The 18,615-nt window shown below is 45.4% G+C and carries 17 protein-coding genes; 8 read left to right on the top strand and 9 right to left on the bottom strand.

Going from position 1 to position 18,615, the window contains the following annotated elements; translation table 11 throughout:
* Nucleotides 1-149 precede the first annotated feature (149 nt).
* The gene (locus tag P5683_RS15630; protein ID WP_006670124.1) at nucleotides 150-3,059 is read right to left on the bottom strand and encodes a glycerol-3-phosphate acyltransferase; all 2,910 of its coding nucleotides are present in this window, start codon (nucleotides 3,057-3,059) and stop codon (nucleotides 150-152) included.
* A 133-nt stretch (nucleotides 3,060-3,192) separates the two neighbouring features.
* Here P5683_RS15630 and psb35 point away from each other — a divergent pair, with 133 nt between their 5' ends.
* Nucleotides 3,193-3,360, top strand: a complete 168-nt coding sequence (gene psb35 / locus P5683_RS15625; protein WP_006625228.1) for a photosystem II assembly protein Psb35 — start codon at nucleotides 3,193-3,195, stop codon at nucleotides 3,358-3,360.
* A gap of 80 nt (nucleotides 3,361-3,440) precedes the next feature.
* Here the strand turns inward: psb35 and P5683_RS15620 are convergent, their stop codons facing one another.
* On the bottom strand, nucleotides 3,441-4,199 hold the full coding sequence (locus P5683_RS15620; RefSeq protein WP_006625227.1) for a DUF2993 domain-containing protein: 759 nt from the start codon (nucleotides 4,197-4,199) through the stop codon (nucleotides 3,441-3,443).
* Nucleotides 4,200-4,405: 206 nt separating this feature from the next.
* On the opposite strand from P5683_RS15620, the gene P5683_RS15615 reads away from it, so the two are divergent.
* Nucleotides 4,406-4,558, top strand: a complete 153-nt coding sequence (locus P5683_RS15615) for a hypothetical protein (RefSeq protein ID WP_006625226.1) — start codon at nucleotides 4,406-4,408, stop codon at nucleotides 4,556-4,558.
* 114 nt (nucleotides 4,559-4,672) lie between these two features.
* Here P5683_RS15615 and P5683_RS15610 read toward each other — a convergent pair whose 3' ends face one another.
* Nucleotides 4,673-6,070, bottom strand: coding sequence for a 2-succinylbenzoate--CoA ligase (locus tag P5683_RS15610; RefSeq protein WP_006670123.1), 1,398 nt, complete (start codon nucleotides 6,068-6,070; stop codon nucleotides 4,673-4,675).
* A gap of 3 nt (nucleotides 6,071-6,073) precedes the next feature.
* Nucleotides 6,074-7,435 (bottom strand): N-acetylmuramoyl-L-alanine amidase, encoded by a 1,362-nt coding sequence (locus tag P5683_RS15605; protein WP_006625224.1) that lies wholly within the window; start codon nucleotides 7,433-7,435, stop codon nucleotides 6,074-6,076.
* A gap of 132 nt (nucleotides 7,436-7,567) precedes the next feature.
* Here P5683_RS15605 and P5683_RS15600 point away from each other — a divergent pair, with 132 nt between their 5' ends.
* From P5683_RS15600 to P5683_RS15590, 3 genes are all read left to right on the top strand, one after another.
* Entirely contained in the window at nucleotides 7,568-7,939 is a 372-nt protein-coding gene (locus P5683_RS15600) for a VOC family protein (protein ID WP_006625223.1), read from the top strand.
* Between the two features lie 63 nt (nucleotides 7,940-8,002).
* A complete protein-coding gene (murJ, locus tag P5683_RS15595) occupies nucleotides 8,003-9,616 on the top strand; it encodes a murein biosynthesis integral membrane protein MurJ (protein WP_006625222.1) in 1,614 nt (537 codons plus the stop codon).
* A gap of 111 nt (nucleotides 9,617-9,727) precedes the next feature.
* Nucleotides 9,728-10,153, top strand: a complete 426-nt coding sequence (locus tag P5683_RS15590) for a hypothetical protein (RefSeq protein WP_006625221.1) — start codon at nucleotides 9,728-9,730, stop codon at nucleotides 10,151-10,153.
* On the opposite strand, the gene P5683_RS15585 is transcribed toward P5683_RS15590, so the two are convergent.
* Nucleotides 10,143-11,441 carry an O-antigen ligase gene (locus P5683_RS15585; protein ID WP_006625220.1) on the bottom strand — a complete coding sequence of 433 codons (1,299 nt, stop codon included), beginning with the start codon at nucleotides 11,439-11,441 and terminating at the stop codon, nucleotides 10,143-10,145. The two genes, P5683_RS15590 and P5683_RS15585, sit on opposite strands and share 11 nt — an antisense overlap.
* A gap of 9 nt (nucleotides 11,442-11,450) precedes the next feature.
* On the bottom strand, nucleotides 11,451-12,296 hold the full coding sequence (locus P5683_RS15580) for a YaaW family protein (protein WP_006625219.1): 846 nt from the start codon (nucleotides 12,294-12,296) through the stop codon (nucleotides 11,451-11,453).
* A 220-nt stretch (nucleotides 12,297-12,516) separates the two neighbouring features.
* Between P5683_RS15580 and P5683_RS15575 the strand changes: the two genes are divergently transcribed.
* Nucleotides 12,517-13,611, top strand: coding sequence for an NAD(P)/FAD-dependent oxidoreductase (locus tag P5683_RS15575; RefSeq protein WP_006625218.1), 1,095 nt, complete (start codon nucleotides 12,517-12,519; stop codon nucleotides 13,609-13,611).
* 41 nt (nucleotides 13,612-13,652) lie between these two features.
* Nucleotides 13,653-14,174, top strand: a complete 522-nt coding sequence (locus tag P5683_RS15570; RefSeq protein ID WP_006670122.1) for a hypothetical protein — start codon at nucleotides 13,653-13,655, stop codon at nucleotides 14,172-14,174.
* Nucleotides 14,175-14,235: 61 nt separating this feature from the next.
* Here P5683_RS15570 and P5683_RS15565 read toward each other — a convergent pair whose 3' ends face one another.
* The 3 genes from P5683_RS15565 to P5683_RS15555 all read right to left on the bottom strand — a co-directional run bounded on the left by P5683_RS15565 (nucleotide 14,236) and on the right by P5683_RS15555 (nucleotide 17,460).
* On the bottom strand, nucleotides 14,236-15,219 hold the full coding sequence (locus tag P5683_RS15565) for an FkbM family methyltransferase (RefSeq protein WP_187758450.1): 984 nt from the start codon (nucleotides 15,217-15,219) through the stop codon (nucleotides 14,236-14,238).
* An 86-nt stretch (nucleotides 15,220-15,305) separates the two neighbouring features.
* The gene (gene lpdA, locus P5683_RS15560) at nucleotides 15,306-16,736 is read right to left on the bottom strand and encodes a dihydrolipoyl dehydrogenase (RefSeq protein WP_035760166.1); all 1,431 of its coding nucleotides are present in this window, start codon (nucleotides 16,734-16,736) and stop codon (nucleotides 15,306-15,308) included.
* A 67-nt stretch (nucleotides 16,737-16,803) separates the two neighbouring features.
* Entirely contained in the window at nucleotides 16,804-17,460 is a 657-nt protein-coding gene (locus tag P5683_RS15555; protein ID WP_193521086.1) for a CatB-related O-acetyltransferase, read from the bottom strand.
* A 99-nt stretch (nucleotides 17,461-17,559) separates the two neighbouring features.
* On the opposite strand from P5683_RS15555, the gene speB reads away from it, so the two are divergent.
* Complete coding sequence (gene speB / locus P5683_RS15550) at nucleotides 17,560-18,546, top strand: agmatinase (protein ID WP_046319458.1); 987 nt, start codon at nucleotides 17,560-17,562, stop codon at nucleotides 18,544-18,546.
* The last annotated feature ends 69 nt before the right edge of the window (nucleotides 18,547-18,615 follow it).

The following is an 18,615-nucleotide window of genomic DNA, read 5'->3' as shown; positions in this document are numbered from 1 at the left end:
AACCCTACTTCCTTAGAAACCCGCCCCACCCCCGATAATTAATGTGGTGCGTCAGAACCATAAAATTGGCTGTTGACCCGATAGGTTATCCCTGTGACGCACCCTACGAGGGTGATAATTATTAATTATTAATTATTAATTATTAATTATTAATTGGAATTGTCCAAAATCTCGATCGTTCCCCGGTAGCCGTCTACCCGGACCCGTTGACCGGTCTTGAGGCGGGACATGGCTTGGGAGACATTCATCACCGCCGGAATGCCATATTCGCGGGCGACGATCGCCCCATGGGATAACTGACCCCCCACCTCAGAAATAATCGCCGCCGCCCCCATGAGTAAAGGAGCCCAACCCGCATCAGTATAGGGGACTACCACAATGGGCTTTTCGATGCCATTTTCCAAGCCTTCCGCCAAATTCCGACAAACCTGTACATAGCCTTCCACGGAGCCGACACTGGCGGGAATTCCCTGTAAAGCGCCTTCGAGGGGTTCTGGTTTAGGTTCGGGTAGCAAATTCCCATAAACCACGGGAGGGACGGTGCGATCGCGATCGCATTCATACTGTTGTCGCCGCCGTTTGACCACTTCCCGCCATTGCGGATCAATTCCCGACTCTATCCAACTGCGAATTTCGGATAATTTCAAAAAGAAAATATCCCCCGGTTGCGTGAGAATTTCCGACTCTAAGGCGACGGCTTCAATTGCCAAAAAAGTCCAGCGCAAATGAGCCAATAATTTACCATAAACCTCGGCAATTTCACCCTTAATTACAGCTCGTTTATAACACCGATTGAGCCGCCATTTTTGCCAGACACTAAATCCGCCTACATTGCGATTAGTGCCGCTGGCGGGATTTTCCGCCATAGTGAATAACATCTGCCGAAATGTCTGGGGTTGTTCCCACCAAGTCGCGACGGAAATATCGGTTCCCACTTCACTTAAATATCCATACTCGCGCAACCATTGTTTAAACTGTTGTTGCAACTCAGGATTTTGAGAAAACTGGTCTGCTAATACCTGTAAATTTTCCCCTTCCGGGAGGTGATCGGCAATTTTCTGCAACTCTCGCATGGAAGCGACTTCGGGGGAATTAGCCACGGGTAGCCATTCCTCTGGGACTTGAAAAAGCGATCGCCGAATTGCCAAGCCAATGGGTCCCAAAATATTGTAATAAGTTGCTAATTTCAGGATTTCTTGAATCCGGTCAACCCGTTGGATCAACTGTGGTAAAGATAGGGAACTTGGTAGGCGAGTTTCATAATAACTATCAGCTTCTAATCGTTGTAAACCCGGATCGAAAATCTTGTCGCGATCGCGTTCAAATTCATGGACTAGCGCCAACTCTCTCTGTACCAATAACCATAAACCTGGTACAGAAGCCAACATAGTTTTTAGGGGTGGTTTACCCATATTTTCCCCCCGCAACAGAAACTCTAAACCCTGTTCTGGTAATCCCATCATCCTAAAAATTTCCCCCAACAGGGTGGCATTAAAATAGGCGTGGGAACCCAAGAGGGTCGCGGTTTCTTGAAAGTCTAGTTGACTGGCTTTTTTCCCTAAAACCAGGCTAAAAATTTCCCCCCATACTCCACAGGTCAAAGGCCGATTAATTGACCAAGTGAGGGGAGGAATTACCCCCGGAATTACCTCGGCGGCAATTTTCCGAGTCCAAATAGGTCGCAGGTTGGTAATGGGTCGAGTTTGCAATATCCAAATCTGTTCGCCATCCCAAACCCATTCTATATCTTGGGGTAAACCATGATAAAAGGCTTCGATCGCCTGTGCTTCTGCTACTAAATCCCCTAGTAGCGATCGCGATAATAAACCATCATCTCCCAGTTTATTTAAACTCTCATAAGTAGCCGTTTCTGTGGCGGTGTCTATTTCTAAATGTACGGGGGTATTTTGCCCAGAAACTACGACATCTCCTTCCCCGGCTAAGGCTTCTATGACCACCTGGGAACCTCCATCTAAGGGATTCCGGGTAAACATGACCCCAGATATCTGGGCGCTAATATAGGGTTGAATTAAAACGGCAATTCCGGTGTCATATAAATTCCTTTGGTGGCGATAGGCTTTGGCTTCCGCACTCCAGTAAGAGTCTCTACAACGGGCGATCGCTGACCGCAATTGTGCCTCAGATGTAATCAGACCAACGGTGGTATATTGTCCGGCGGCGGAACTGCTATCTCCATCTTCTCCCAAGGCGGAAGAACGCACAATTAACGGATAATGATAAGTTGGTGTTGGCAGTTGAAAATAGTCGATTTCGTCTTGATGTTGAGATTGGCTATCTCGGGCAATTTCCTGATTGCCCATAGTTGGTAAAACCCAGCCGGAAGGAACTTTAAACCCGGCTTGTTTTAGTTGACTAAGCCGGGTGGCTTTTTCACCACAGCTATCAAGATCTAGGGGGTCATTTAAGGATAATAATTGCTGTTTCATAAACAAGCCAAAATCATCACCTTGGCGCAGGTTAATTATAATCAACACCAAAGCTAAAGCGATCGCTGCTAGGAGTTCTGCTAATGATAAATCACGATGATCCGGGAGACTATGCCAAGCAGACAACCAGAGGGGACTACTTAAACAGGCGAAACGCATAGCCCGCAGTCGGGCGCGGGTAGGTTGACTCGGCCAAATAGTCAGGGCTAACCGCCACAGTAATAGACCGCTAATCCCTGCGGAGATAGCCACTGGGGGAGAATAAACTAAAACCCCCCAAGTGGCATTAGTGACACCGCCGCCTTTGGCGATCAGATATCGACCGACTACCAGGAAAACTAGGGAAATTAGGGCTAAGGGTTCCCATTCACTAGGAAATAGCGATCGGGCGACAATTACTGGGATAATACCTCGGAGCGCTTCAGCTACAGCCGCGAAAATGCCCGCGACCCTCCCGGCTTGGGTAAAAGCTGCCGCAACCCCGACGTTACCGCTACCCTGCTTGGCTAAGTCAATGCGAGTTAACCCTTTGACAATCCAACTGGTTAGGGGAAGTCCCCCTAACACAAAGCTACCGACCATCATCAATAATCCAAAAACCCAAGGTGGCATTGGGAATTTTTCCTCTACAGCGCGCAATGTATGTATTGCAGTGTAACCCCAAATGGAAGTGAAAAACTCCTAGCCTGCTCTATCAGGTAGGATAATCGTTAATACATTGGTGAAGTGAAAGGAAATATCTATCATGGAAAATACCCTTTGGATTCCGGTAGCTGTGTTGGTTGTGGGTTTTATTGCTGCTGTGAGTATTGGCTCGATCGCTTGGTACAATTCTAAACGACCCCCCGGTTGGGAAGGTAAGGATCGCCCCGATTTTATCCCTAAAGTTGGTAAGGATGATCCTAAATCCTAACCCACCTATCCGGTGGTAGTTGACTGCCTAGGGCTTAGACAATAGGCCCTAGGCTGGGGTTAGTGACCATCAACCCACGATTAACCCCTTTTTCCCTTGGGAAATTGGTTGATTTGCGCTGAACCGTAGAAAATTAGGGACTCATTCTGAATCCGCATCCGATCAACCCGTAGTTGTGTACCTTCTAGGGCAAACTTATCGAGATCAAGTAAATTGTTGACGTGATCAATCATGGCTTTACCTAGGTTGACAGCCTCTTGGTCCCCGTTATATTGGACGTTGACAAATTGGATATGCCGACGTTTTTGTACTTCGACCTGGGCGCAAAAATCTACACAGGTTAAACTCCGAGAGTCGCCAATCCTGATCTGAGACTGAAACCCCAGGGTATTATCTGGGTTGACCTGCATTTGGGTTTTCTGAAACTTTAGGGGTTCGCCCTGATACTGGAGACGTTGTAACTTCTCTACAATGAAGGGGGTATTAAAGGATTCTGTCAGATCCTCTTGGGTCAAAACTACTCGCATCACTGCCATTGTCGGTTGTCGCAGTTGGACTTGACCCGAAAAAATGGCGCTAAAGTCGATCGCCACTGCTTCTAGGTAGAGTTCCATCACTGCGATCCGCAGACCATTGTACATCAGCATTCCTTTGCCAATGAAGTCAAATCCATCTACGCTTCCCTGTAACAGCTTGGCCACGGGTTCGGCACGGACGTTAGCTTCTATGTGATCAGAACGTTTGAATAATGAGGCGATCGCTGCCCCGACAACTTTACTGACCAGGCGATCGCCACTTGGGGTCTGAATCGGACTGCTTCCAAACAAAGCCTGTACCATTCCCTTTGCTCGCTTGCTATCGCCCGCTATTATAACGGAATCTTAAGATATGTTAAATACTTTGTCGCGATCGTCTCCATAGATAACCCTTATATCCCACATAAGACAGGGTTTTTCAGTTTTGGGTTTGACAAAATCACACTGTACAGTCTATCCTGATGCTCCAGTAGCACTCAAACTGTAAAATCTAGCAAGTATCAGGGATTATGGATATATTATCAGTGGCGCTACTACTGGGGGCTATTGTGGCTTCCGATGAAATTTTAAACCGCAACTGGCAACTATCGCGCCGTTTACTGGAATGGATTGATAACTTAGGGAAACAGTCCCGCCAACCAGACAGAAACCCGCCTCGTTAAGGCGGCGATTTTCCCTCGACCCCCATACTCCGGCGTTTTCCTCGGCGGGATTATACCAGGCTTGGTCTATTTTGTCAAGTAATCAATCGGAATAATTGATCATCCCAAATCAAATCAGTTTTGGATTTGTTGAATGACCAATTGGCGGTTAATTTTACCTCGGTCATTGCGGGGTAATGTATCAACTGCTATCCAGTTTTTGGGATGTTTATAACGACTGAGGCGATCGCCTAAAGAATTGGCTAATATTTGAATAGATACCGGAGGGTCATGGGGAACATAAACCGCCGTGACCACTTCTCCCCAGTGGCGATCGCCAATTCCCACCACACAAACATCAGCCACCATTCCCGTGGCTAAAATAGCGGCTTCTACTTCCACCGGAAAAACATTTTCACCCCCAGTAATAATTTGATCTCCCTGTCTTCCCACCAGGGTTAAATATCCACATTCATCAAAATATCCCAAATCATCAGTAATCAACTGGCTGAGTCTAGGTTGATTTATCTGTGTGTCATGACCCCAACTGAGAGAATTAGCCTGAATTTTAATCAATCCAATTTCGGGAGATTTTACCGGTTGACCCTGTGGATCTACAATCATGACCTTAGCATGGGGAAGGACGCGACCGCTGCTATTGTTTCCGGCTAAAAAATCATCAGGTTTTAGGGTGACAACCCCGGAAGCTGTTTCGGTCATTCCATAGGTGGGAGAAAGTCTAATTTGGTGTCGTCTGGCTTGGTTGAGTAACTCTAACCAAGGGGGACTTCCCCCCAATAAAACGGTGGTAAATTTGGATAACCAATTAGCGGTTTGGGGATGGTGTAAAAGGCGGTGTAGTTGGGTGGGAACTAGGGAAATAAAAAAATCGGAAATATCTAGTTGGGGATAGTCACGGTTTTCTAAATTTTTGCCAGACCAAATTACCAACTGTCCCCCAGTAATTAGCGATCGCACAAATTGCATTAACCCACTCACATGAAATAGGGGTAAAATACAGAAACTATTTATCTGGGATTGGTCAAAATACTGTTGAAATCCTATGGCGGAAGCGGTGAGGGTTTCCCAGGTGTGAACGGCAAATTTTATGGTTCCTGATGTACCACCTGTGGGAATTAATATCGACCCATCAGGAAAAGGCGATCGCCTCATATTTACGGGATTATTGACATGATCAATATTGGCAATCTTGGGAATCTTCCCAAATTGTAAATCCGTTTGACCTATGCGATTAAACACCTGTTCCCATTCCCCAATACTCCAATTGGGATTAGCTAAAATCAGGGAACAGTTAGCCATAATACCCGCCCAAAAGGTGGCTAAAAATATGACCGGATCAGGTTCCGCCATTAAAATAGTCGCTGTTTTCCCATATTCTTGATGATAATTAATCAATTCGCCCAGAGTTTGCTGCACAATATCTAGAAATAAATCGCCGTTTTCAGCAATTAAAAAATTGTGAGGGTTAGGGATATTAAAATTCTGTGATTTAGGAGATATTTGATAATCCATAGATTACAGCAAGCCAGACATTTCATAAAGTCTTCGGACTAAAGCCACAATGCGATCGCCATATTGAGGGTCATCAGACCATCTTCCTCCCAAAGAAAACACAGAGGGAGCGACCCCCCTAGTGATATAATCAAAACGAGGGTCTACAATTTCCTGAACAATAGGTTCATGGGTAGCGTAGGCTTTCAGATGTTGAATATGCGCCCTCACCCCTTCTTCAGTAGTAGCAAATGCAGCAATTTCCGAGGAACCCCCAACAGTTCCCAAACCCGCAAAATTATAGTCTGAAGGTTTGACAATTCCGCCAAATTTGAGGAAATCCGTCTCCAAACACATCTGACAAAAAGCCACATCATAATTAACCCCTTCGACCATAGCTTCACGGCGATATAATTTAGCAATTTCGGGAAACTGATTAGGCGCATCAGGATTTTCTGACTTCAGAAATACAATCATTTGTACTTCCGTGGTATATCCTCCCCCCATAATGCGATCGATTTGGTCGTTATAGAGTCGAGAAATCGACCTTAAAACCACCGTCCGATTAGGATTATCCCAACTGACAGCAATACCAAAATTCCGCAAGTCGATCGCCTTAATATAAACAATATTATTATATCGAATCCGAATCACCCTAGCCAATTGGGTTAAGTCAATTCCTAGGCGGTCTACCAAATCGATAGGTATATAAGAGTTACCATTAACCAAAAGTCCCCTTTCCCCATAAACCTGACCGTTAATTCTAATCCCAATTGAACCATAAACCCGATTTCCTGGGGGTAAAGGAGGGGTGGGATTAATATGTTCACTTTTCACCCAAGCCACCAGACCATCAGCCAGACCGGTAGCGATATCTGCGCGGCGGCTTTGTAAAATATTCCGGTCATTAGGATTAGTCAAATAACCGATTTCTATATATAAGGAAGGAATAGCAATCCAACGGCAAAAAATTAGATGTCCGAGTCCAGTTTCCGTGTCCGGTTTAGCGCCACGGCTGGGAAACTGAGGAACCCGCCGCAATAAGGACCAGAGAATCAACTCGGCATCTTTTTTGCGTTGAGAATTATATGCTATATGAAATACAGTAACCCCTCGATTAGAAGGATTAGGAGAGCCTCCCATGTGCAATTCAATAGCCACATCACCACGATGGGAATAAGTATTAATCCAGTCAATAGTTTGGACCTGAGATAGATCATCAGGGACCGCCAAAGCCTGAACCCCACGAGAACGCAATTCTGATAATAATATATCTCGAATTCGGATCATTTCTTGAGCTTCAGTAGTTCCCCCGGCTACAATACCAGGGTCTCTAACCCCATTCTCAAAACCTCCATGACCAGCAGATATAAAAATTCGCGCCATTGTTCAATTAATTAAGTGATCTCGATGAAAGTAATCAATGATATTTAAGACTAGATTATGCCGATCGCCTGATCCCAAAAGTAACTATGATGATCAAGTGTAGTCAAGCCCCCCCTTTTTAAGTTCCCAAATATGGTTTTACACTGTCACGCGGCTGTTGTCACCATCTCGACCCCTAATCTGGCCCAACTCAGCCAATTTTATAGTGATTTATTGGGGATGCCACCCCAGATCTATATTGAGGGAGTGTATGCGGAATTTCAATTACCGGGTTTACGATTAGGGATATTTGAACCCAGAAGCGGCGATCGCCAAGAATTTAGTTCCCCTAAGGGCGCAATGAGTTTATGCTTGCAGGTAAGTGACCTAGAAAAAGCGATCAAGAATTTTCGCGATTTAGGCTACCCACCACCGGGCGAAATTATCATCGCCTCCCACGGTCGGGAAATTTACGCTTATGATCCTTGCGGAAACCGGATTATTGTATACGAATCCAAAACTTGACAGTTGACAATTAACAGTTATTAATTAACCCTGTCCCATATATTCCTACTTTCCTAAAACTCTGTGTCAGAATCACCACAAGTCACCCGGTCCCTGGTGGGAATTGCCACCATTGTCGCGATCGCCACTCTGATTAGTAAAATCTTTGGCTTAGTCAGACAACAGGCGATGGCCGCAGCCTTTGGAGTAGGGCCAGCCATCGATGCTTACAACTACGCCTATGTAATTCCTGGCTTCCTGCTGATTTTATTAGGTGGCATTAACGGCCCCTTCCATAGTGCGATCGTCAGCGCGTTGGCCAAACGTAAACGGGAAGAAATCGAACCCCTAGTAGAAACGATCACCACCCTAGTGGGGACTGTCTTGCTATTTGTGACGGTGGGATTAATCATTTTTGCCACCCCTATGATTGATCTAGTCGCCCCAGGACTAAGCCAGACCCCGGAAGGCATAGAAATTAGGGCGATCGCCATTCAGCAACTCAAAATCATGGCTCCGATGGCCCTTTTATCTGGGTTAATAGGTATTGGCTTCGGTAGCCTCAACGCCGCCGATATGTATTGGCTACCCTCCATTAGTCCCCTATTTTCCAGCCTCGCCCTGATTGGCAGTTTAATCGCCCTCGCCCTATATTTGGGCGAAAGTATCACCCAACCGCAATACGCCCTGTTAGGAGGGCTAGTATTAGCCGGAGGAACCCTATCTGGGGCTATCCTACAGTGGATAGTACAACTTCCCGCCATGTGGCGATCGGGACTCGGTAAACTGCGGCTGCGCTTCAACTTCCAACAGCCCGGAGTCCGAGACGTAATGAAAGTAATGATTCCCGCCACCCTGTCATCAGGGACGCTACAAATTAACGTCTATACCGACCTATTTTTCGCCTCCTACATACCCCAAGCCGCCGCCGCCATGGCTTATTCCGGGTTAATGGTACAAACGCCCCTCGGCATCATTTCCAACATGATTTTAGTGCCATTCCTGCCCCTGTTTTCCCGCTTGCGAGACCCCAGCGACTGGCCAGAATTAAAAGACCGTATCCGTCAGGCTTTAACCCTAACGGCGATTACCATGTTACCCCTGAGTGCATTAATGGTAGCCTTAGCATTGCCTTCTGTGCGGGTGGTATATGAACGCTACGCCTTTGACCTAGCCGCCTCCAAATTTGTGGCTTTAATGTTAATGGCCTATGGTAGCGGAATGTTTGTCTACCTGGGGCGAGATGTTTTAGTCAGAGTCTTCTACGGTCTCGGAGACGGACAGACTCCCTTTCGGGTTAGTCTCTTTAACATTTTCCTGAATGCACTATTAGACTACATTTTGGTTAATGCTTTCGGTGCGCCCGGTTTAGTTTTGGCTACCGTGGGAGTTAACTTAATCTCTATGGTGATGATGTTATGGTTATTACATATCCGCCTAGGTGGTTTACCCTGGAAAGAGTGGAGTCGGCCATTTCTCGGCTTGGCTGCTGGTAGTATAGTCGTTGGCTTAGTGGCCTGGGTAATTCGTCTCGGTTTGGAGGAGTGGTTAGGTAGCCGAGGATTTTTTGCCATATTATTGGAACTGTCTATTCCAGGATTTATTGGTTTGGGGTTGTTTGCTTTCTGGGCGTTACAGATGAAATTACCGGAAGTGGATTTACTGATTTCCCGAGTTAAAAAACGCTTCCAAAAATAGGAGGTTTGAATGCTAGGGCTTTTTTTCCGGGTGATCAGATTTCCCGCTTGCCAAAATATCCGGTAGGGTTTATGGTGGTGACAGGTCATAAATTTTAACAACCAAAGCACCATGAGTCAAAAAGAACAACTGATTTTAATGGCAGAAGATGAATTAACGGAGTATAGTACAGAAGCCCGCAAAATGGAGAAACTGCGCCGTAAATTTAGCTTTGCAGTTCCCTATCCCCAACAGCATAAAATCCGCGAAGAAATTATGGCGGAAATACCTAATAATTTTTTGGCGAAATTAGTGGAAGAAAATCGGCAAATGGTAGCTTTGCCATTTTGGGGAATTGGTGGCTTAGGTCTATTGTTCGGAATTTCCTGGTCACAGCCTCTGGATTTTATCGCTACAGCGGTGGGGTTTTATGCGGCTTTTTCGATTCAGCAATTAGGATGGAAACTACAAGCGAAACGACTGGTAGTTAAAACTTTAGACCAAATTCAAGAAATTGTGACTTCCCCAGAAGAGAAAACCCGGGAGACTAATTCTTAGTTACCCCATAAATACCCGCCAACAGTAACCATCCTAACAGATTCACCCGAAAATCAAATATGGTGACATCGGCTAAGTTAAATAAAACACAGGCCCCAAATGCTACGATATAACTAAATAAAACTAGGCGATCGCCTTTAGTTAAATAGGGTCGCCCCATCAATTTTACCCCATCTACTAATACCCATCCCACCCCAGCCCAAAAAGCTATAGTTATCGGAATACCGACTTCCGCCATCATCATTAATGGTAGACTGTGGGGGTGTCCCATCCAAACATTCATTTGGGCTTCATAAACGGGGGTAAAATTTCGCAAACCCCAGCCAGTAATTGGTCGTTGTCGGGTCATTTCCCAAGTAAATCGCCACTGAGTTATCCTGAGAGTTTCTAGGGGGCGATCGAAATTTTCATCGGTTAATCTTTGCCAAAAATAGCCTGGAATAATTACCCGTAAACTATCCCGAAGAGGAGAAGGTGCAAAAGCAGCCCCCAACACCGCAGCCACAACTACACCGACCAACCCTAACAACCAATTCCAACCCAAATATATGGCGTATGCTAAACTAACACAAACCCCCACAATCCAAGCATTACGGGAGTTAGTGACAATTAAACCCAACCCGGAAAGTAGAGTTGTAGTAGCAGCAGTTACCAGCAAAAATCGAGGATTAACATTAGTTAAAATCCCGTGTTTTTCATAATTTACATCAGTTATTAACCCTAATTCTGCGACTAGCAAACCCAAAGAAAAGGCGAAAACAATGACTAAATAAGCAGCCAAAATATTCGCATACATGAACACAGAAGCCATCCGCCCTTGTGGGTTTCCTCCTGGTGCTAATACCCAGCCTAAAACACTTTGTAATAGTTCGATACCGGACCAACCCAGAAATTGCTGTCCCCAACCCAAAATCACAATAGGAATTCCGGGTAAAATCAATAACCAAGACAGCCATCGAAGTTGTGCAAAATTCTCAAGGAGGATTGCTACAGCAGCAAAGACGATAAAATAGGGGATAAAATTAGCAGTGCCCAAAATTGCCTCAACTGGATTTTCGGCAAAAATAACGGTTAACAGTAACAGTCCAGCTAATCCTAATAAGCCTCGGATTTTAGGTAGATTAAGTATCTGTTGATATCTGTGTTTAAGGGTAGTAATGACGGCTACAAAGATGGCAATAGCCCCTAAATTAGGCAATAGGGGCAAGGCTAACACTCCCAACTGTATGCAATTCCAGGCAGTTTGTAAAGAGCGATCGCTGTGAGTTGGGAACCACTTCCAGGTCATATCAAACCATTACACCATTTGCCAACTATAGTCGCCACGAGTTAACCGAATTTGCGCCAATGCAAAAATAGTCGGAATAATCCTCGCATAATTAGTAGCAATGGCGCGCCAACCGAGGTCGGCTAAAAACCAAGTCCACAACACGGGACCCAAAAACCCCAAAATACTGCGGGTAGCGCCATAACGGGCGGCGGTCAAAGCCATACCCCGATTAGCAGCCTGGGCCGCGAGATGTCCCTGAATTTGGGTAGCAGCCACTGTCCCCCCTTGAATTAAGGTTTGGCGCGCGACTTGATATTTAGCAAAATGCAAAGCAAACTGATGGGCAATATGCCCTAGAATAACAGGTCTGACTACAGAACTAATAGCTACAGCGCTTCCGGCTTTAAACAGCAACCCTAAAGGGTCTTTCTGTACAGACATCGGCAAAGGCTGCATAGGTTTAGATTTAGCTAAGGCCTCTTGTACACGACGGGTCAGGTCTTGCTGTTCAGATACGGGGAGACGGTCCCAAGCGCGACCCAAGAGGGAAAGAAAAATTTCCGCCTCCAAATCAGTAGTAGACAGTTGTCTGGAATAGGGAATCTTGAGATACCGACAAACCTGGATCAAGGTTTGACGATAGGTGACTTGTTGGGTTTTTCCCCTCAAGACAGTCATTCCGTCGGCAGCCAAATAACGGAAACGTTGTTCCAAAGAATCCAACCACGCATCGCGATCGCGACTCTGTACGTCAATAGGTTGGGGTGTGTTAACATAATCCAACGGGTTAAACCGACGGCTAAATAGAAGTTCAGTCAACTGCTCTAACTCATCTTCTGTTGCCAATTCTAATGCTGTTCTCAGTTCATCCAAAATCGATGCCCTCCTCAGCCCCAGATGATACCATAATTATATATTTTACTCTCTGCCCGGCTATCAAAAGTTAAACAGGAGTGTAGGGAACTCTTGACGGTAGCCATAGAGTCAATCAATATGATTGACATCAAAGTAATGGTGTTCCCTAGGCATGGAGTCCCCTGGCTAACCTCATTCACCAGATTTCGGAAAAGTATCTACTATTGCCATTTTGATTATGACCCAAGTTGATATAATTGTGATTGGTGCTGGGATTGCCGGGTTAATTTGCGCCCAACAATTGCGGCGGGGTGGATATTCGGTGGTAGTTGTGGAGAAGTCTCGGGGAGTTGGGGGACGCGCAGCTACTCGTCGGGTAGGCGGAGATCGGGTTGATCATGGTTTACGGTATCTCCAACCTACTGGGGAGACTGTGGGAAAGTTAATCACGGCTATGGGGTCGGATCTGCAACTGTGGACTGATACGATTTATCAGTTTCGGTCGGGAGAATTTCACCCCTCACCAATGCAGCGCCTTTATATTTGTCCCCAGGGAATGAATGGGGTGGGTAAATTCTTAGCGGCTGATTTGGATATTTGGTTTGGTCGCCGGGTAGAGTCAATTACTCCCCAGGATAATGGCTGCTGGTTTTTGGATTTAGCAATAACGGCTGATAACTACCCGGAAACTCCCCAAAATATCGCGGCTAAAGCGGCAGTTGTAGCTATTCCAGCCCCCCAAGCGTTAATTTTATTAGAATCTCCGGCAGCCCAAATTCCGGCGGCGCTGGTGGCACAAATACGATCGCTTAACTATAATCCCTCTCTGGCAGTTATGGCGGGTTATGGTGAGGATAAATGGGCAGCATTAGAGAACAGAAATCCCCTCTGGAAAGGGGTAGAATTTCCCGAAGGCGATCGCCTGGAGTGGGTCAGTTTGGACAGTAGCCGCCGCCAGAACCCCAAAACACCTATTTTGGTTTTCCATAGTACCCCGGAATTTGCCCGCCAATATCTTGATGTCACGGACTTAGAAACCCCCGGAAGGATTCTCCTACAAACTGCCAGCGATCGCTTATTTTCTTGGTTAAACTCCCCCGAATGGATGCAGGTTCACCGATGGCGTTATGCTTTTTGTCAAGAATCTTTATCGACTCCCTGTATAACTACTATAACCCCCCTGCCTTTGGTGGGGGCCGGAGATTGGTGCAGCCCCAAATCTATTAATGGTGTGTTAGAATCAGGAATGGCGGCGGCTGATTGGGTTAATTCCCAGTTACAAAAACGCCGATTGCCTGGTGAACAAATCTGGCAATTATTGGCTGCTGATTAGGGTGCTTATCTCGATTTAGTCCCGTTTGGTTACAGTATATAATGAGTTACCCCAAATTATTTGGCTTCAAACATTACTTATTGTGGGCTACTGCTTTAGTATTGGCTATGGGTGGATTAATTCGCGCCCAGGCTAACTCACCCCAAACCTATAGCTTCTCGACTGAGTTTCAAGGGGGGATTCTGCAAGGAAAATTTACCGGATATGATGCCAACAATAATGGAATGTTAGAACAGCAAGAGTTAACCAGTTTTGTGGCTACTTATAATGGCTTTAATACTGAACCTACAACCGCTAATTGGAATCAATCCCATATCCGCCGATTTCAAATGGATCTCAACTCTCAAAAGATTATCCTGTTAGCGATCGCTACTCAAGATATACCAGAATCAGGGGTTAATTGCAGCCTGGAATTTATTTTGCGTCTGGGGGGATATGTGGAAGGACGAGATTTAATTGAAATTGAAAGATCATCGGGCTTTTTTAATCAAGTCTGTCTCGATAAATTTCCGAATTTGAGAAACCATGAAACTCAGTCTTTACAGGTTAATTTGATGAACTGATCTGCCTCCTAAAAACCCCCACCTTGGGGGTAAAATTTAGGAATTGTGGCGGACACAACTATCAGGTAAGATAGGTGTATTTTCGGAGTTCATTCACAAAAGGAATAGTATTAATTCCATGCTTGACAGCTTCGGGATTGTTTTCCAAAACTTGAATAATACAATCAGCAAAATTGTAACGGCGATCGCTAACACCATATCGCTTAGTTAAATAGCCCAAAAGTTCCAAAGCATAATCATAAAAACTCAACATATCAGCCAAGCAGGCTAATTTAAGAATCCGGTCTGGGGTTTTGAGATGATGATTTTGGTCAGGTCGAATTAAATCACGGAAATAATAGCCATCAGTCCAGACAAACTGTCCGCGATGTTGTCGGGACATGAGACTAATTCCTTGTCGCAAGCCATGCCATTTTTGACCGATATCAAACAAAGTAAATTCGGAGTTTCTCAGATATTGATCAACATCTGCAAACAGAGGTTGATGCTTGTATAATTCAATAAAATTCACCTCCACTACGGCGGCGAGGACATCAGGGATAATGTGATTTTTACCTCCGAGTAAAACATTCAATTCTCCCCCTTGTACATCCAATTGTATAAAATCAATGGGATGTGCTAAATTGGCAAAAAAATTATCCAATGTAGTGGTAGCGACCTGAGTAGTGGAGATTAACTTATGGCGATCGCTATATTCTGATAATCGGTCAATCACGACATCATTAGGGGGATATAGGGAACAACAACCTGGATGTTGAGTAACATATAAACAAGCACCTTGACAGTGATTCCAGAGTGCGAGGGGGATATGTTTTTCAGTCCAATTAATATTTTGAGAAGCGAGTTCAGCATTACGGCGATCGCAGGCTTCTTGGTCAGCATCAAAGCCATAAATAGTCAAATTCGGGGCAAAGATTTCCCAACCTTGGCGGGAATAATCCAAATCAGCAAACTCATCTATTTTCCGCGACCCGACAATACAGAGGGTGAGATGAATAGAATCTAAATAACCCCATTGTTTGAAAGTAGGTATAAAAAAGGACATTTTGGTAATCTCAAATCCGCGCTTTAATAACATCTAATCGGGTGTGTAGGGTGCGCCATAATTGACGCAACCTACAGGATTATCGATTATCCAATAGTAGCAGCCCGCTTGTAGGCTTCATCAAGAACTTCTGATAAAGTCGGGTGGGTGTGGACTAAAAAGGTTAAGGTATTGACAGATTGACGGAGAGCGATCGCATTAGCAGCCTCTTGAATCAAATCGGAAGCATGGAGGCCAAAGATATGAACTCCCAGGAGTTCCCCGGTATCTTGGCGGTAAATAACCTTAGCAACTCCCTCAGTATCGACCTCAGCGATCGCCTTAGAATTACCCTTAAAATAGCTTTTGACAGTAGCCACCTCAAAGCCTTGAGATTTACCCAACTCTTTAGCGGCGGGTTCAGTCATACCCACATAACTAATTTCTGGGTGAGTAAAAGCAGCAGCCGGAATACTGAGATAATCGACTTGGCGATCGCGTCCACAGATAGTTTCCACTACTGCGACTCCTTGGGCTGATGCAGCATGGGCTAACATCATTTTACCAGTAACATCACCAATCGCCCATAGATGTGGTACTCGTTTCGTCCCGGAGAGGGCCCCCAAATAATTGTCAACGGGAATAAATCCCCTTTGAGTTTCCACCCCGACAGTTTCCAATCCCATATTTTTACTAACAGGAATGCGACCAGTAGCCACCAAACAAGCATCAACTTCCAAAACCTGTTCGACCTGTTTAGTTTTCGCGTCAGCCAGTTCAATTAACACGGGAGAACCGGGAGTCACTTTCAGGGCTAATTTACCAGAGAAAGTTTCGACATCGCGGGATGACAGAAGGACTCGTTCAGCCAATTTAGCAATATCGGGGTCAAAAGTAGGCATCAAATTATCGAGGGCTTCAATCATGGTAACTTCACAGCCCAAAGCCGTATAAATATCGGCAAATTCCAAACCAATATAGCCACTCCCCACAATAGCAATCCATTGTGGTAGTGATGACAATTTCAAAGCATCATCACTGGTAAAAACGGTTTGATGGTCAATTTCAATACCTGGGGGTACAAAGGGGACAGAACCGGGGGCGAGAATGATATCCTTAGCGGTGATAATTTTTTCACCGTCCCCAGTAGCGATCGCCACTTTTTGCGGTCCAGCCACCTTACCCCAGCCATGAAATGTATCGACTTTCAGGCGTTTAAGGCTATTAGTTAAATCCGATCGCAGTTTAGTAACAATATTTTCGGCGTGGTTAGCAATAGTTTGGCGATCGAAATTAACCGCCCCCACCTGAATTCCCAGGGACTGCAAATGGTGGGCGTTACGAAGTTCCCGCACCCTTCCAGAAGCCGCTAATAAGGCTTTAGAGGGGATACAGCCACGGTTAACACAGGTTCCCCCCATTAGGTCGGCTTCCACAATTGCGGTCTTTAAGCCGCAGTTGACGGCGTGGATAGCCGCCCCATGTCCTCCCACACCCGCGCCAATAATTACCAAATCATAATCAAAACCTTGGCTCACAATCACTCTCCTGGTGCGATTATATTCACAATCATTTTCACAATCATTGTTAACCAGAAAGGGTACATCAGACAAGACCATCTGAGGACAATTCTCGCAATTTGTCTATATTTCCACTCGCTAAAACCTCAAGATGGGCGGTAATTTTTGCGGCTTCCCAATCCCACCAGGACAATTTTTGTAATTGTTCTATTACTTCATCCGGGAAGCATTTACGAATGATTTTGGCGGGATTACCACCGACAATCGTATAGGGTTCTACATTCTTAGTGACTACAGAATGAGCCGCTATTATTGCCCCATTTTCGACTTTAATGCCGGGCATAATAGTAGCTTTGTAGCCTATCCAAACATCATTTGCAATAATGGTATCTCCTCGACTGTATTCGGAATCAGGCTGGACTTTTTGCCAACCATGACCGAAGATTTCAAAAGGATAGGTGGTAAAATTATCTAAACAATGGTTAGCGCCATTCATAATAAATTCTACATCACTGGCGATCGCACAAAATTTGCCAATAATTAATTTATCCCCGATAAAGTCAAAGTGATAGCGCACATTTTTCTCAAAGTTTTCGGGATGGTCAAAATCATCATAGTAGGTGTAATCTCCCACAATAATATTGGGATTTTTGATAATATTCTTGAGAAAGCACAACCGCCGATAACCAGGTAAAGGATAGGTTAGGTTAGGGTCGGGTCCCCATTCTTCGTTGGTGGTCATGATAGTTGAGGTGTTAATTTTTAGTGGAACATTCAAAATTCGTGGCAAAATTATTTATATAGTACCGAGAGCCCCAAAAATCTCAAGTAAACCCAAAATATGCAATCAACCATTACAGCCAAATCAGTTGTGGACTTTTTAGGCTCGGAAATTGTCCCGAACCAGAAAACCGACAAAGTAGCCATTTTACCAATTCCCTTTGAAGCCACCACCACTTATCGCAAAGGGTGCGAAAACGGGCCGGGAGCCATCTTAGAAGCCTCCCAACAACTGGAATGCTATGATGATGAACTGGAAGCGGAAATCGGCTTAATCGTCGGAATTTACACCCATGAAGCCATTGCCGATACCCGCGAGAGCCAGTCGGTGTCACTGGAGGAAATGCTGCGCGTGACCACAGAGACGGTAAAATCTCTAGCTGATCAAGGTAAGTTTGTGATTGCGCTGGGGGGGGAACATGGCATCACGGCGGGAGTAGTGGAAGCCTACCGCCAAAGCTCAACGGAACCATTTACAGTAGTCCAAATCGATGCTCACGGTGACCTACGCTACGAATACGAAGGGTCTATCTACAATCATGCTTGTGTGATGCGTAGAGTGGTGGAGATGGGTTTACCGACCGTACAAATAGGGATTCGTAGTATCTGTAAAGCGGAAGCCGATCTAATTCGGGATCAGGAAATGAAGGTAATTTGGGGTCGCGAAATTGCCAGGGGGTCTGATTGGATACAAAAAGCGATCGCCAGTATACCTACAAAGCGAGTATTTCTGACCATAGACCTAGACGGTATCGACCCCAGCATCATACCCGGAGTAGGCACACCAGAACCCGGAGGACTTTCCTGGTATGATTTAATTGCCTTTCTGCGACAGTTATTTATATCCCAGGAAGTGATTGGCTGTGATGTAATGGAATTAGCACCTGTTGTGGATTCGGTAGTTTCTGAATTTACCGCCGCCAAACTGGTCTATAAACTGGTAGGGTATCAGGCATTAGCCAAAGGTTGGATTCAGTCAGCACCCCCGGCTGAAGCACGGGGGCTTCGTGCCCCCCGCTTTCAGGTAGCTGACCAGCTTAAGCCTTAACTGGCTACGTGAGCGAGCAAGAGTTAAAGTTCCTACCCTGGAATGCGTGCTAGTTCCAGGCTCATGAAC

This window comes from Limnospira sp. PMC 1279.21, assembly GCF_032349615.1.
In the GTDB taxonomy this organism is placed as follows: Bacteria; Cyanobacteriota; Cyanobacteriia; order Cyanobacteriales; family Microcoleaceae; genus Limnospira; species Limnospira fusiformis.
The sequence above is the reverse complement of the archived record's forward strand: the minus strand, read 5'-3'. Positions and strand labels throughout refer to the sequence as shown.

Excerpts from the sequence above, each read along its gene's own strand:
- psb35 (WP_006625228.1), top strand. The coding sequence starts at position 3,193 with ATGGAAAATACCCTTTGGATTCCGGTAGCTGTGTTGGTTGTGGGTTTT.
- P5683_RS15600 (WP_006625223.1), top strand. The coding sequence starts at position 7,568 with ATGGTTTTACACTGTCACGCGGCTGTTGTCACCATCTCGACCCCTAAT.
- P5683_RS15565 (WP_187758450.1), bottom strand. The coding sequence starts at position 15,219 with ATGTCCTTTTTTATACCTACTTTCAAACAATGGGGTTATTTAGATTCT.
- P5683_RS15610 (WP_006670123.1), bottom strand. The coding sequence starts at position 6,070 with ATGGATTATCAAATATCTCCTAAATCACAGAATTTTAATATCCCTAAC.
- P5683_RS15620 (WP_006625227.1), bottom strand. The coding sequence starts at position 4,199 with ATGGTACAGGCTTTGTTTGGAAGCAGTCCGATTCAGACCCCAAGTGGC.
- P5683_RS15590 (WP_006625221.1), top strand. The coding sequence starts at position 9,728 with ATGAGTCAAAAAGAACAACTGATTTTAATGGCAGAAGATGAATTAACG.
- P5683_RS15615 (WP_006625226.1), top strand. The coding sequence starts at position 4,406 with ATGGATATATTATCAGTGGCGCTACTACTGGGGGCTATTGTGGCTTCC.
- P5683_RS15555 (WP_193521086.1), bottom strand. The coding sequence starts at position 17,460 with ATGACCACCAACGAAGAATGGGGACCCGACCCTAACCTAACCTATCCT.
- P5683_RS15575 (WP_006625218.1), top strand. The coding sequence starts at position 12,517 with ATGACCCAAGTTGATATAATTGTGATTGGTGCTGGGATTGCCGGGTTA.
- P5683_RS15570 (WP_006670122.1), top strand. The coding sequence starts at position 13,653 with ATGAGTTACCCCAAATTATTTGGCTTCAAACATTACTTATTGTGGGCT.
- speB (WP_046319458.1), top strand. The coding sequence starts at position 17,560 with ATGCAATCAACCATTACAGCCAAATCAGTTGTGGACTTTTTAGGCTCG.
- P5683_RS15605 (WP_006625224.1), bottom strand. The coding sequence starts at position 7,435 with ATGGCGCGAATTTTTATATCTGCTGGTCATGGAGGTTTTGAGAATGGG.
- P5683_RS15630 (WP_006670124.1), bottom strand. The coding sequence starts at position 3,059 with ATGCCACCTTGGGTTTTTGGATTATTGATGATGGTCGGTAGCTTTGTG.
- P5683_RS15585 (WP_006625220.1), bottom strand. The coding sequence starts at position 11,441 with ATGACCTGGAAGTGGTTCCCAACTCACAGCGATCGCTCTTTACAAACT.